Consider the following 12,591-nt stretch of genomic DNA (forward strand, 5'->3'; position numbering starts at 1 on the left):
ACAAAACACTTGAAAGTCAAAGAAGGTCAGAGTATACTATTAATCAAAGAAGGTCAAAGTTAAGACCTTATTTTCTAATTCATTTGGTCAAAGAAGATCAAACAAGGAGGTTTTGGCAAATGCGTTGTCAACACTGTCAGAAAAACGAGGCGACGATTCGCCTGAACATGCAAGTCAATTCCATTCAAAGACAATTCGTTTTATGTGAAACATGTTATACAGAATTAACCCGCAAACCGGCTATGAGCATGGGTCCGCAATCTTTCGGATTCCCGTTTGAGCAAGGCTTCGCTCCCGGTCAAAATAAACAGCAGGACAGCCGTAAAAAGGGTCTGCTCGATGAGCTCGCTCAAAACGTCACAAACGGCGCAAAAGCAGGTCTGATTGACCCTGTGATCGGACGCGATGATGAGGTGGCGCGCGTAATTGAAATTTTGAACCGCCGGAATAAAAACAACCCTGTGCTTATCGGTGAACCCGGTGTCGGCAAAACGGCTATTGCAGAAGGTTTGGCGCTTAAAATCGCTGAAGGCGATGTGCCGAACAAACTGAAAAATAAAGAACTTTATTTGCTTGATGTCGCTTCCCTCGTCGCCAACACAGGAATCAGAGGCCAGTTTGAAGAAAGAATGAAACAATTAATGAACGAATTAAAAGAGCGGAAAAACGTCATTTTGTTCATTGACGAGATTCACCTTCTCGTAGGCGCCGGCTCTGCCGAGGGATCAATGGATGCCGGAAACATCCTGAAACCGGCGCTGGCCAGAGGCGAACTGCAGGTCATCGGGGCGACAACGCTGAAAGAGTACCGCCAGATTGAAAAAGATGCAGCGCTTGAAAGACGCTTCCAGCCTGTCATGGTTCATGAGCCTTCTATCGAACAAGCCATCAGCATTCTTGAAGGCATTAAAGATAAATACGAGAAATACCACGGCGTCACATTCAGCGATGAAGCGATCAAAGCGTGTGTTACACTTTCTTCCCGCTACATTCAGGACCGCCATCTGCCGGATAAAGCGATCGACTTGTTAGATGAAGCCGGTTCTAAGGCAAACCTGGAGCTTGATACCGTAAATGAAGAAGATGTGGCTGAGAGACTCAAAGCAATTGACGCGGAGAAAACAAAAGCGCTTCAGGAAGAAAATTATGAGCTTGCCGCGAAACTGCGCGATGAAGAAGCGGCGTTGGAAAAGCAGCTGGCGCATGAAACACCGGCCGCTTCTTCAGAAATCGGGGCGGAGCATATTCAAGCCATCATTGAACAGAAAACAGGCATTCCGGTCGGAAAGCTCCAGGCTGATGAACAAGTCAAAATGAAGGAACTTGAAGAACGCCTTCATGAGCGCGTCATCGGTCAGGAAAAAGCCGTGAAAAAAGTGGCGAAAGCGGTCAGACGAAGCCGCGCCGGCTTAAAATCAAAAAACAGACCTGTCGGCTCCTTCCTCTTTGTCGGACCGACCGGGGTCGGAAAAACCGAGTTATCAAAAACACTCGCAGATGAACTGTTCGGCACAAAAGATTCTATCATCCGGCTCGATATGAGTGAATACATGGAAAAACACGCCGTTTCTAAAATCATCGGTTCACCGCCGGGATATGTCGGACATGATGAAGCCGGGCAATTAACGGAAAAAGTGCGACGCAACCCGTACAGCATCGTGCTGCTGGATGAGATTGAAAAAGCGCACCCCGACGTCCAGCATATGTTCCTGCAGATTATGGAGGACGGCCGTCTGACAGACAGCCAAGGCAGAACGGTCAGCTTCAAAGATACCGTTCTGATTATGACAAGCAACGCGGGAACCGGCGAAAAACAAGCAAAGGTCGGATTCCAATCTGAAGAAAGCGTCATGGAAGAACAAACGCTGATTGATTCACTGAGCGCGTTCTTCAAACCGGAGTTTTTAAACCGGTTTGACAGCATTATTGAATTCCAATCCCTGAAAAAAGAACATCTCGTGAAAATCGTCAGCCTGCTTCTCGCAGAGCTTGAAGACACATTAAAAGAGCGCGGCATCAGCCTGAGCGTCACCGATGATGCGAAAGGAAAAATCGCTGAAATCGGCTATCACCCTGCTTTCGGAGCACGCCCGCTCAGAAGAACCATCCAGGAATTGATCGAAGACGAAATGACAGATCTCTTATTGGATGACAATGAAATAAAAGCCTTCCATGTCGTAATGGAAGAAGACGGCATCAAAGTCCGTGCACAATAAGAAAAAGCGGTTCCCTGTCTGGGGAGCCGCTTTTTTGTATCTTTTTCCATGCCGGAGGGCAGAAACTGTGAAGAATTCGGCAACAATTTCGCAATCCCCCTAAAGTTCCATCCACTGCCACCGATATTAACCATAGAAAGCTAGTATAAAGGATTTGGTGAAAACTATGGATAAAACATCGATTATCGGTATCATCCTCGCCCTGATTGCTTTAAGCGTGGGCATGGTGCTGAAAGGGGTCAGCTTAAGCGCACTCGCTAACCCGGCAGCTATTCTGATTATTTTGTTCGGTACGATTTCTGCGGTGATCATCGCATTCCCCGGAAAAGAAATCAAAAAAGTGCCTGCCCTTTTTAAAGTGCTGTTTAAAGAAAACAAACAGCTGACCATTGCGCAATTAATTCCCATGTTCTCTCAATGGGCGCAAATCGCCAGACGGGAAGGTCTGCTCGCATTGGAAGCAAGCATCGAAGACGTGGATGACGCGTTTTTGAAAAACGGACTGAGCATGGCGGTTGACGGACAAAGCGCAGAATTTATCAGAGATATTATGACTGAGGAAGTTGAAGCGATGGAGGACAGACACCAGGCCGGCGCGGCTATCTTTACCCAAGCCGGCACATATGCGCCGACACTCGGCGTTTTGGGTGCAGTCATCGGCCTTATCGCCGCTCTTTCCAATATGAACAATACCGAGGCGCTCGGACATGCCATCAGTGCGGCGTTTGTCGCCACCCTTCTCGGGATCTTTACGGGATATGTACTATGGCATCCTTTCGCCAACAAGCTGAAACGCAAATCAAAACAGGAAGTCAAACTGCGTGAAATCATGATTGAAGGCGTTCTGTCGGTGCTTGAAGGACAGGCGCCGAAAGTGATCGAACAAAAACTTCTCATGTATCTCCCTGCGAACGAACGAGCAAAAGTCATTGAACAAGAAGGAGAGGCAAACAATGGCGAGAAAAAAGAAGAAGAAGCATGATGACGAGCATGTGGATGAGTCTTGGCTGATCCCGTACGCGGACCTTCTCACCCTTCTTTTGGCTCTGTTCATTGTATTGTTCGCCATGAGTTCTGTCGACGCGGCGAAATTCCAAATGCTGTCTAAATCATTTAACGCCGTTTTTACAGGAGGCACGGGGGTCCTTGAATATTCAAGCGTCACCCCTCCCGAAAATGAAAAAGACGGTGTTGACCAGTTAAAAAAAGACAAGGAAAAAGATAAAGAACAGAAAAAGAAAGAAAGAGAAGCAGCCGACCGCGAAGAGCTTGAAGGTGTGCAAAAGCAAGTCAAACAATTTATAAAAAACAAAAAGCTTGAACATCAGCTGGAAACAAAGCTGACAAAAGAAGGCCTCTTAATTACCATTAAAGACAGTATCTTTTTTGACTCAGGACGGGCGGATATCCGCCAGGAAGATATTCCGCTTGCGAAGGAAATCTCGAATCTCCTTGTGCTGAATCCGCCAAGGAACATTATCATCAGCGGGCATACGGACAATGTGCCGATTAAAAACTCGCAATTTCAATCAAACTGGCATTTAAGCGTCATGCGGGCTGTCAACTTCATGGCTATTCTTACAGAAAACCCGAAACTTGACGCAAAAGTATTCAGCGCCAAAGGTTTCGGCGAGTATAAGCCGGCTGCGTCGAACAAAACCGCGGAAGGACGCAGCAAAAACAGGCGTGTCGAAGTATTGATACAGCCGCGAAACGCCGCCCCTGACGAAAATCAGTAATATAAAAAAGGAAGCCTTTCAAATGGCTTCCTTTTTTATTTCTGATGAAAATGTTTAGCGTTTAATCCCACTCTTTTCAGCATTTCCGTACACATTTCTATCTCTTCATCACTCAGCACACTGATCATTTCTTTAATTTCGGCTGCATGATCAGGGAAAATATCGTCCAAAAGACGGATTCCCTTTTCGGAAATCTGCGCGAAAGTCACCCTCCTGTCAGTCGGCGAGGCTTTTCTGATGAGAAGTTCTTTTTTCTCTAATTTGTCAACAACGTATGTAATACTTCCGCTCGCTAATAAAATTTTGTCGCCGATCTGCTGCAGCGGCTGGTTGCCTTTATGATACAGCAGCTCAAGCACAGCAAATTCCGTCGGATTCAGGCCGTGCTTATGAATATGTTTATTCATATGGTCGTTTATGGACCGGTACGCACGCGACAGTACAATAAATAATTTCAATGAGTTTTCTGTTTTATCCGTCATACATTCAATCATCCTTTTACAAAAGAAACCGTTACAGAGAAACATTAATAAACAAAATGAAAAATGTCAACAAAAATGTTTCCAAAATTTCTCTTCTTTTTGACGGACCTTAATAAAATAATTTGTTTTTATAGCATTTTGGTTATTTTTTCTTATTAAAGAAGTATAAACAATGATATAATACCTCTATTCAAGTGTAATGTTGGAGCGATGCAGAGTGAATACATTTAAAGGTGCCCGGGGAAAGATCAAACTTTATCTCATATTGGTGATCATCCCGGCACTTATTATCAGCTTTTTCATATATGAAAAAGAAAAGCAGAAAATAGCCGATAAACACATACAGGAAGCCAGTATGATGCTCAATCTTCACCGCAATAAGCTCAATTATTTAATCGGTGAAACAAAAGCCCGGATGACAACACTTGCGATCGCTGTCGATAAGCCTGTCAATGAAGAAAAGATAAATGAGATCCTCACTCAGGCTTTTGAGGATGAACCAAGATTCAGCGGATTGTATATGCTGAATTCCAAAGGTGACGTCATCGCAAGCACGACCGATCTGAAAACAAAGGTGAATTTGGCCGACAGACCGTATTTTACGAAGGCAAAAAAGACGAAAAAAACGGTCATCACAAACGACTACTCCAGCAGAATTACAGGCCAGCGCATCTTTACGATCTGCGTGCCAGTGTTAGACGCAAACCGGGAGGTCACGGATTATTTAGTGGCCGCCATACAAGTCGATTATTTGAGAAATATGATCAATATGCTGAGCCCCGACGTTTATGTCAAGGCAACCCATGAGGATAAAGTGATATTTGCCAGCGGACGGGCAGATCAGTCAGAAGGCGTGAAACCGGTCAGCGGCTATCTGGATGATATTAATTGGAACATTAATGTCTACCCGAAACCGGTAGAGCTGAACGAGCTGACCAAAAGCGTGCTGCTGCCGATGTCCAGTATTGCCGTGCTGCTGAATATTCTGTTCATCCTCGTTCAATATTATCTGCTTAAGCGCAAGACCGAGCTGGAGCGCGCTCAAAACGAGGCGCAAAAATTGGAGCTGATCGGAACGCTTGCCGCAAGCACCGCTCATGAAATACGCAACCCGCTTACAGGGATCAGCGGCTTCATTCAGCTTTTGCAGAAAAAATATAAAACAGAGGAAGATCAGCTGTATTTCTCAATTATTGAGCAGGAGGTTAAACGGATCAATCAGATTGTCAGTGAGTTTTTAGTGCTCGGCAAACCGACCGCGGAACGATTGGAAGTGAACTCGCTGCAGGATATTCTTGATGAGATTATGCCGATTATTTATTCGGAAGGGAATCTTTATAATGTGGAAGTGAATGTGGAGATTCTCGTCAATCGGCCGCTCAAGGTCAACTGCACGAAAGACCATATTAAACAGGTGATCTTAAATGTCGCGAAAAACGCGCTCGAATCAATGCAGGAAGGCGGCAGGCTGTCCATCTATTTAGAGGCCCTCGACGATAAAGCAGTCATTAAGGTGGCCGACAACGGAATGGGTATTTCTGAAGATATGCTTGAGCACATTTTCCTTCCGTTTGTCACATCAAAGGAAAAAGGCACCGGCCTCGGTCTTGTCGTATGTAAACGGATCGTGCTGATGTACGGCGGTTCGATTGACATTCAAAGTGAAGTCGATAAAGGTACAGAGGTCACCATTACCCTCCCTGCCGCTTCACGATGAAAAAACACCCTGAAAGAGGGTGTTTTTTATATAAGAAGAATATGTGTAAGAGGATATACAGGGGAACGGCATCATAGCCGGCAGATAGATACGAGGCGCTTCGTGAGCTGTGCCAGCGGAAAAGCCCGCTGACTGTACGCGGTCATCTTTTTAGATGCGGCGGTTGATCATGAAGCGCATTCAGTCTTCGTTATCTGTTTATCATCAATCATTTGTTTGCTTCATATGCAGGCATGACGTCACCGCGGGAGAACAAGCCTATTTTCTTCACAAGGCCCTGTATTCCTTGGTGATGTGTGCGTTCACGGTTTATCAGCTGCTGATACGCGTTCATCAGACTGTCCAGTTCCTGACTGTGTCTGATCGTGTCATATCCTGTAAACCCCTGCCTGTTAGCCGCATCTATCATCATTTTTCTCTTTTCATCAATAGATACTAGCAATTTTTCTTGTTCAGAATAACTGCCCATTCACTTCACCCCTCACCGCTAAAAGAATAGGAAACAAGTTTGATTGGGTTATTGAGCATTATTACAGATTATACTTTATTTGTAAACATTTTTTTACTAAATAACTTAATTTTTCATTTCATATTGGAATCTTTACTATGATTACGAGAATAATACCCATTCAGGTAATGATATAAACAAAATGCGCCCATTTAATGCATAAAAAAACAGAGATTTTATATTACAATAAAAAACCTCTCATGCGGCTGACCGCATGAGAGGTTCGGACATCTATCCGTTTTGCACACTTTCATTTTCATAAATCGGCACCCATCCTTCAGTCGTCACGAAGATTCGGATTGCGACGACCCGGCGGTCCTCCTGAAGCGTAAAGTAGTGGCGGATGTTCTCCGGAACCGAAATCAAATCCCCCGGATTTAAACGGACATCAAAAAAAGTGCCGTCTTTGCCCTGAATGACGAAGATGCCGTGCCCGCTGACGATAAAGCGGACTTCATCATCCGTGTGGTGATGTTCTCTTTGAAAATTTTTCAACAGCTCATCAAGATTGGGTGTTGTATCTGATAAAGAAATGACATCCTGAGACCGATAGCCGCGCCGGGCTGAAATATCCTGAATCTCCTTGTCAAACACCGTGAGAATCCGGTTTTTTTCATCTTCGGTTAGATCGTATTTCTCCGAAAGCTCAGGCGGAAGTTTTTCAATGTTCCACTGCTCATAGATCACCTCTTGTTCGTCTAAAAAGCGCGCTACTTGTTCCTGATGTTCAATGATCGTATTCTTTTCGTCATGAATTCTGATTGTCGCCATTTTGCATTCCTCCTTTTATTTTACAAGCTGCGGCCGAAGTGACAGAAGCTTGATGTGACAGCTGAATAAAAATTCATAGGCTTCCAGCACCCTTTTTGCCTCAAACGCGGTCCGCCCCCATGCCGTAATGCCGTGGTTGCGGATTAATACCGCGCCTGATCCGGCGTCTGCATGGCGCGCAAAGCTTTCGGCCAATGCCGGGATGTGCGCCGGATTGTCAATGATCGGAACGGTCACCGACGCGTTTTCCTCCCACAATCCGAGCGCCTTAATAATCTCCTGCCCCTGAAAGGTGATCTGTTTTTCATCCCCGTAGAGCTCTGAGATGACATTATTATTAACGGTATGGACATGCAGACAGCAGCCCGCGTCTGTCTTTTGGTATAAGTACGTATGGAGAAGCGTTTCTGCCGAGGGTTTTAAGGAATGGCCGGTCTCAGCGGGCTCCCCGTTCTCATCGACTAAGAGAAAATCTTCGTCTGTTTCTTTTCGTTTGTCTTTTCCGCTTGCTGTAACGAGAAACGTCAGCGGCCCGTCGGATACTTTGATGGAAAGATTCCCGCTTGTAGCCGGGAACCAGTCTCTTTCAGCCAGCTCGCGCTTTACTTCGGCAAGTTCGCGCCAGCGTTCTTCTTTTGCAGCCATGACTGCACCTCCCCGATATTTTCGATGCCTGCTTTCACTTCATGAAAATCTTGAAAAGGCTGATGCTGAAGACCAAGCTCTTTGCATTCAGTCAAAAGATAATCTCTCGCAAAACACATATCGGATAACTTTGCAGCCTCGACATCCGTCACCGAATCACCGATCATAATGAGAAATTTCTGCCGGTCGGATAGCTTCCGGATGACTGACGGTTTGCAGCAGCCGCACTGATTCGTGCAGGCTTCGTCACAGGCGTGCGGCCAATTGATATGAATATATTCATTGTCAAAGGATGCATGATTGCAAAAGATCCGCTCTTTTTCTACGATGCCTTCTAAAAGCGGATGCACAAAAAAGTCCATCCCTCCGCTTACGATGTAAAACGGGAGATCGTTTGACCGGACAAACGAAACAAAATCCAAAAAGCCGTCCCGTATTTTCGCATCCTCCAGAATAAAGTCAGTCAGCTCTTCTTTTAAGCTGCTCGGCAGCAGCCCGAACATCCGGCCGACTCCTTCCTGAATTGATATGCTTTTAGACAGAACACCGTCTTTTAATTCAAGCCACTCAGGGGGTGCGAATTTTTTCATCATGCTGACAATGTTGTCGTTCATGGTGACTGTTCCGTCGAAATCACAAATAATCAGCGGTGTGCGGGTCATACGGTTTCCGCCTTTCCCCATTTGTCTAATGCGAGCTGAAGATCTTTGCACGACGCGGCTTTTTCTTCAATCGGCTGTGCTTCAAGCACCGCATCAATGATGGCGCGGAACGCTCTTCCGCCGCCCTCGGCTCCTTTCGGATGGCCGTGAATGCCTCCGCCTGCATTGATGATGTGATCAATACCGAAATCACGCATCAGCAATGGCACCATGCCGGGATGAATGCCTGCTGACGGGACGGCAAACGTCGGGTGAAAGACGTCGTCTTTTACACATTCATGATGGATCGCAAGTGCGGACTCCTTCGGAAGAGCGACGGATCCGTATGGTGACGGGAATAAGCTGAAATCGGCGCCGCAATAGCGGTTCAGCTTGCCGAGCAAAAGGGCGTGCGATAAACCGTAAACGGGAGATGATGTAAACGCGCCGCTGACCGCCGGGTGCGCCATAATCGGAAGCGGGATTTCCCTGTCTTCAGCAAGGCTTTGCATGACGTCTAAGCCGTAGGCGAACACATTCAGTAAGAGGGCGTCTGCCCCGAGTTCTGCCGCGCGTCTTGCTTTATCCCGCAATTCAGAAGTCCTCCCCGTCAGGTTTACGGCGTACAGCGTGTTATGCCCCGTCTCCTCCCGCGTTTCCTTCAGGACTTGTTTTCCTTCGATAATGCGGGTTTCAAACGGAGCCAGTTCATTTTCAAAGAAAATTTCGTCATCTTTAATAAGATCCACGCCGCCGAGCGCCTGTTGTCTGAGCTGCTCTTTAATGTCGGCAAGATCACGTCCGATCACGCCTTTAAAGATGCTCATCAGAAGCGGTCTTTCAAATTCGCCCAGCAGTTTGCGAATGCCGTATATACCGAATTTCGGCCCGGGAAGGGAACGTTTAAACCCTTCGGAAAATTCAAGATCAGTCAATTTTATTTTTCCGTCCAGTGACAGCTTTCCGAATACCGTCGTCAGGACGGCCGGTATATCTTTTGAAAAGTTCGCCTCAGGATAGGCGATGGTGATGATGGATTGTGTTTCGTTTTCTTTGGCCCCTTCTTTATCCTCAACTTTCACGACCCGGCCTTTATGCTTTCTGAGCTGTTCCTGTTTCACCAGGGGCAGATCCGTCCAGGAGCCTACCGTCAGCCCCGCCGCAATCTGTTCCGCCCGCTTTTCACTGTCCGTTGTGTCCGTCAGAAGATATGTTGCCAATACTTCGCTCATGCGTGAACGCCTCTCTTTCTTTCGCAAAACATAAAAAAGCCTCTTCCTTATGAGCAGAAAGAGGCTTCGTGTTATGTCCGAATCTTATCTCTCAGCTCCTGCTGCAAGAATTAGCACCGTGCTTTATCAGTCGGTTGCCGGGCTTCATCGGGCTCGTCCCTCTGCCTGCTCTTGATAAGAATAATGATTTTATAAAGTATTTTGAATTATCGCATTGTTATCCTGATATGTCAATGCTTTTTCGGGTGAAAAGATTCAGCTTCCCGATCCGTTCCGCAGCTTCTTTAAGTCTTTCTTCACTTGTCAGAAGACCGACTCTTATATAGCCTTCTCCCCATTTTCCGAACCCGTTTCCGGCTGCGACCGCGACATCCGCTTTTTCCAAAAGCAGATCTGAAAACGACTGCGACGTATAACCGTCCGGCACCGGAAGCCATGCAAAAAAGGAACCCGCCGGAGCCGTCACATCCCAGCCGATATCACGGCAGGCTGCAATCCAGGCATTGCGTCTCGACTCATATCTGTCATTTTGCGCTGCGACGCACGTCTGATCCGCCAAAAGAGCGGCGGCTGCCGCCTGCTGCGCCGCGGGAAATAGGCTGACAAACATATGATCTTGATAAAGGTTGATCGCTTCGATGACAGACGCGTTTCCGACGGCAAATCCGACCCGCCAGCCCGCCATGTTATACGTTTTGGACAAAGTATAGATTTCAATCCCCGTTTCTTTTGCGCCTTCTGTCTGCAAAAAGCTCAGCGGTTTATGCCCGTCAAAACCGACGGCCCCGTATGCGAAATCATGAACGACACAAATGCCGTTTTGTTCCGCAAAGCTGACCGTCTCCTCGAAAAACGCCTTTGTTGCCACAGCACCGGTCGGATTATTCGGATAATTGAGATACAGCAGCTTCGCCTCGTTCTGCACCGTTTCAGGAATTGCGCTGTAATCGGGGAGAAACCCTCTATCTTCCGTCAGCGGCATCATTTCCATTTTCGCTTTCGCAAGGGCGACCCCCGACCAGTAGTCAGGATATCCGGGATCAGGCACAAGAATGGTATCTCCCGGGTTCAAAAGACATTGCGGAAGCTCAACAAGCCCCGCCTTGCCTCCGAACAGCACGGCTACTTCCGTTTCCGGATCAAGCGTCACCCCATACTCCCTTTCATAAAATTCAGCCGCGGCTTTTTTGAAGCTGTAAGCGCCCCGGAATGATGAGTATTTATGATTTTCCGGCCTTTCGACGGCGCGCTTCATTTCTTCAACGATATGCTGAGGCGTCGGCTGATCGGGGTTTCCCTGTCCTAAATTGATGATGTCTTTGCCTTCTTTCAGCTTTTGATTGACCTTTTGCACCAAAGATGCAAAAAATTGTTCCGGCAGCTGTTTGAGTACATCTGAGACTTCAAAGTTCATATTTTCACCTTCTAAAAATGTCTTGAAATGATAGTCCATCATCATATATGGTTAAATAAAAAAAGTAAAGAGAAACTTGAGGTGTATAAAAAATGAAATGGACCGTTTCCTGTTTGCAATTTGATATTTCATACGGAAATCCTTCAGAAAACTTCAAAAAAGCAGAAACTTTAATCGAGCAAGAAAGCCGCCATGCTGATGTCATCGTGCTTCCTGAGCTGTGGACGACCGGCTATGATCTCACACGGCTTGACCAGCTGGCGGATGAAAACGGCAAAGTTTCGGAACAATGGCTTAAAAAAACGGCCAAAGCATACAACGTACACCTCGTTGCCGGATCTTTTGCGGTCAAAGAAGGCGAAAACGTCTATAACACTATGTACATCGCAGATAACAGCGGGCAGATCGTGAAGCGGTATCAGAAAGCCCATTTGTTTCAGCTGATGGACGAACATCTGCATTTGGCGGCAGGAAACAGTGACGGTTCCTTTGAGCTTGACGGTGTCAAGTGCGCCGGGCTGATCTGCTATGATATCCGGTTCCCCGAATGGATCAGGAAGCATACGTCCCAAGGAGCGAATGTCCTGTTTATCTCTGCGGAATGGCCTCTGCCCCGCCTCGATCATTGGCGGAGTCTGCTTGTCGCCAGAGCCATTGAAAACCAATGTTTTGTCGCGGCCTCTAACTGCACGGGGTCAAATCCCGATAATGAATTTGCCGGCCACAGCCTGATTATTGACCCGTGGGGCCGGATTTTAGCCGAAGGAGATCAGACGGAAGGCGCAGTCCGGGCGGAAATCGATGTTTCAGAAAGCGCGTCCGTACGCGAGACCATCCCGGTATTCAAAGATTTGCGGCGTGATTTATATTAATTTTCAAAAAAATGTTGACAAGAATATCCGGCACCTGCTAATATTTTCATCAACTGATTAATCCGAATTGTGATACAAATCAATATATTTTTCTCTTATCGAGAGTTGGGCGAGGGATTGGCCTTTTGACCCCAACAGCAACCGACCGTAATTCCATTGTGAAATGGGGCGCGTACATTTTGCGCCGAGACGATTGTCTCATAGGGCACGGTGCTAATTCCATCAGATGTTATCTGAGAGATAAGAGGCGGACTGCACTGTTTCGGCCTCCTTCTCTTTCAGAGAAGGAGGCTTTTTTTTCGGGCGTATTCTCCGTCACGATCTCTTACTGCCACTACATAATTGGAGGGTAAA

Annotated in this window: 12 protein-coding genes and 2 riboswitches; of the genes, 5 read left to right on the forward strand and 7 right to left on the reverse strand. The window is 46.7% G+C overall.

Annotated elements, in window-relative coordinates; all coding sequences use genetic code 11:
* Positions 1-119: 119 nt before the first annotated feature.
* From clpE to motB, 3 genes are all read left to right on the forward strand, one after another.
* Positions 120-2,216, forward strand: coding sequence for an ATP-dependent protease ATP-binding subunit ClpE (gene clpE / locus ACQE26_RS16935; protein ID WP_500470119.1), 2,097 nt, complete (start codon positions 120-122; stop codon positions 2,214-2,216).
* A gap of 166 nt (positions 2,217-2,382) precedes the next feature.
* Positions 2,383-3,198 (forward strand): flagellar motor stator protein MotA, encoded by an 816-nt coding sequence (gene motA, locus ACQE26_RS16940; protein ID WP_013352039.1) that lies wholly within the window; start codon positions 2,383-2,385, stop codon positions 3,196-3,198.
* Entirely contained in the window at positions 3,170-3,955 is a 786-nt protein-coding gene (gene motB / locus ACQE26_RS16945) for a flagellar motor protein MotB (protein ID WP_060962943.1), read from the forward strand. Before motA ends, motB begins: the two co-directional genes overlap by 29 nt.
* Positions 3,956-3,990: 35 nt before the next feature.
* Here the strand turns inward: motB and mhqR are convergent, their stop codons facing one another.
* The gene (mhqR, locus tag ACQE26_RS16950) at positions 3,991-4,437 is read right to left on the reverse strand and encodes a MarR family transcriptional regulator MhqR (RefSeq protein WP_016936351.1); all 447 of its coding nucleotides are present in this window, start codon (positions 4,435-4,437) and stop codon (positions 3,991-3,993) included.
* Positions 4,438-4,636: 199 nt separating this feature from the next.
* On the opposite strand from mhqR, the gene kinD reads away from it, so the two are divergent.
* A complete protein-coding gene (gene kinD, locus ACQE26_RS16955) occupies positions 4,637-6,154 on the forward strand; it encodes a sporulation kinase KinD (protein ID WP_500470120.1) in 1,518 nt (505 codons plus the stop codon).
* A 208-nt stretch (positions 6,155-6,362) separates the two neighbouring features.
* Here the strand turns inward: kinD and spo0E are convergent, their stop codons facing one another.
* The 6 genes from spo0E to ACQE26_RS16985 all read right to left on the reverse strand — a co-directional run bounded on the left by spo0E (position 6,363) and on the right by ACQE26_RS16985 (position 11,365).
* Positions 6,363-6,623, reverse strand: coding sequence for an aspartyl-phosphate phosphatase Spo0E (spo0E, locus tag ACQE26_RS16960; protein WP_016936353.1), 261 nt, complete (start codon positions 6,621-6,623; stop codon positions 6,363-6,365).
* A gap of 270 nt (positions 6,624-6,893) precedes the next feature.
* Positions 6,894-7,433, reverse strand: a complete 540-nt coding sequence (locus tag ACQE26_RS16965; RefSeq protein ID WP_500470121.1) for a 1,2-dihydroxy-3-keto-5-methylthiopentene dioxygenase — start codon at positions 7,431-7,433, stop codon at positions 6,894-6,896.
* Positions 7,434-7,448: 15 nt separating this feature from the next.
* The gene (locus ACQE26_RS16970) at positions 7,449-8,078 is read right to left on the reverse strand and encodes a methylthioribulose 1-phosphate dehydratase (protein ID WP_060962945.1); all 630 of its coding nucleotides are present in this window, start codon (positions 8,076-8,078) and stop codon (positions 7,449-7,451) included.
* Complete coding sequence (gene mtnX / locus ACQE26_RS16975) at positions 8,036-8,740, reverse strand: 2-hydroxy-3-keto-5-methylthiopentenyl-1-phosphate phosphatase (RefSeq protein ID WP_500470122.1); 705 nt, start codon at positions 8,738-8,740, stop codon at positions 8,036-8,038. The genes ACQE26_RS16970 and mtnX overlap by 43 nt, the downstream gene beginning before the upstream one ends.
* A complete protein-coding gene (gene mtnW / locus ACQE26_RS16980; RefSeq protein ID WP_438421770.1) occupies positions 8,737-9,951 on the reverse strand; it encodes a 2,3-diketo-5-methylthiopentyl-1-phosphate enolase in 1,215 nt (404 codons plus the stop codon). The genes mtnX and mtnW overlap by 4 nt, the downstream gene beginning before the upstream one ends.
* Before the next feature lie 81 nt (positions 9,952-10,032).
* Positions 10,033-10,132: riboswitch (SAM riboswitch) on the reverse strand.
* Positions 10,133-10,168: 36 nt separating this feature from the next.
* The gene (locus ACQE26_RS16985; RefSeq protein WP_500470123.1) at positions 10,169-11,365 is read right to left on the reverse strand and encodes a pyridoxal phosphate-dependent aminotransferase; all 1,197 of its coding nucleotides are present in this window, start codon (positions 11,363-11,365) and stop codon (positions 10,169-10,171) included.
* Positions 11,366-11,457: 92 nt separating this feature from the next.
* Between ACQE26_RS16985 and ACQE26_RS16990 the strand changes: the two genes are divergently transcribed.
* A complete protein-coding gene (locus tag ACQE26_RS16990; RefSeq protein WP_500470124.1) occupies positions 11,458-12,237 on the forward strand; it encodes a carbon-nitrogen family hydrolase in 780 nt (259 codons plus the stop codon).
* A 92-nt stretch (positions 12,238-12,329) separates the two neighbouring features.
* A riboswitch (SAM riboswitch) is annotated at positions 12,330-12,484 on the forward strand.
* Positions 12,485-12,591 lie beyond the last annotated feature (107 nt).

The organism is Bacillus sp. 5RYD7K (assembly GCF_059831465.1).

Excerpts from the sequence above, each read along its gene's own strand:
- clpE (WP_500470119.1), top strand. The coding sequence starts at position 120 with ATGCGTTGTCAACACTGTCAGAAAAACGAGGCGACGATTCGCCTGAAC.
- motA (WP_013352039.1), top strand. The coding sequence starts at position 2,383 with ATGGATAAAACATCGATTATCGGTATCATCCTCGCCCTGATTGCTTTA.
- motB (WP_060962943.1), top strand. The coding sequence starts at position 3,170 with ATGGCGAGAAAAAAGAAGAAGAAGCATGATGACGAGCATGTGGATGAG.
- mhqR (WP_016936351.1), bottom strand. The coding sequence starts at position 4,437 with ATGACGGATAAAACAGAAAACTCATTGAAATTATTTATTGTACTGTCG.
- kinD (WP_500470120.1), top strand. The coding sequence starts at position 4,637 with ATGTTGGAGCGATGCAGAGTGAATACATTTAAAGGTGCCCGGGGAAAG.
- spo0E (WP_016936353.1), bottom strand. The coding sequence starts at position 6,623 with ATGGGCAGTTATTCTGAACAAGAAAAATTGCTAGTATCTATTGATGAA.
- ACQE26_RS16965 (WP_500470121.1), bottom strand. The coding sequence starts at position 7,433 with ATGGCGACAATCAGAATTCATGACGAAAAGAATACGATCATTGAACAT.
- ACQE26_RS16970 (WP_060962945.1), bottom strand. The coding sequence starts at position 8,078 with ATGGCTGCAAAAGAAGAACGCTGGCGCGAACTTGCCGAAGTAAAGCGC.
- mtnX (WP_500470122.1), bottom strand. The coding sequence starts at position 8,740 with ATGACCCGCACACCGCTGATTATTTGTGATTTCGACGGAACAGTCACC.
- mtnW (WP_438421770.1), bottom strand. The coding sequence starts at position 9,951 with ATGAGCGAAGTATTGGCAACATATCTTCTGACGGACACAACGGACAGT.
- ACQE26_RS16985 (WP_500470123.1), bottom strand. The coding sequence starts at position 11,365 with ATGAACTTTGAAGTCTCAGATGTACTCAAACAGCTGCCGGAACAATTT.
- ACQE26_RS16990 (WP_500470124.1), top strand. The coding sequence starts at position 11,458 with ATGAAATGGACCGTTTCCTGTTTGCAATTTGATATTTCATACGGAAAT.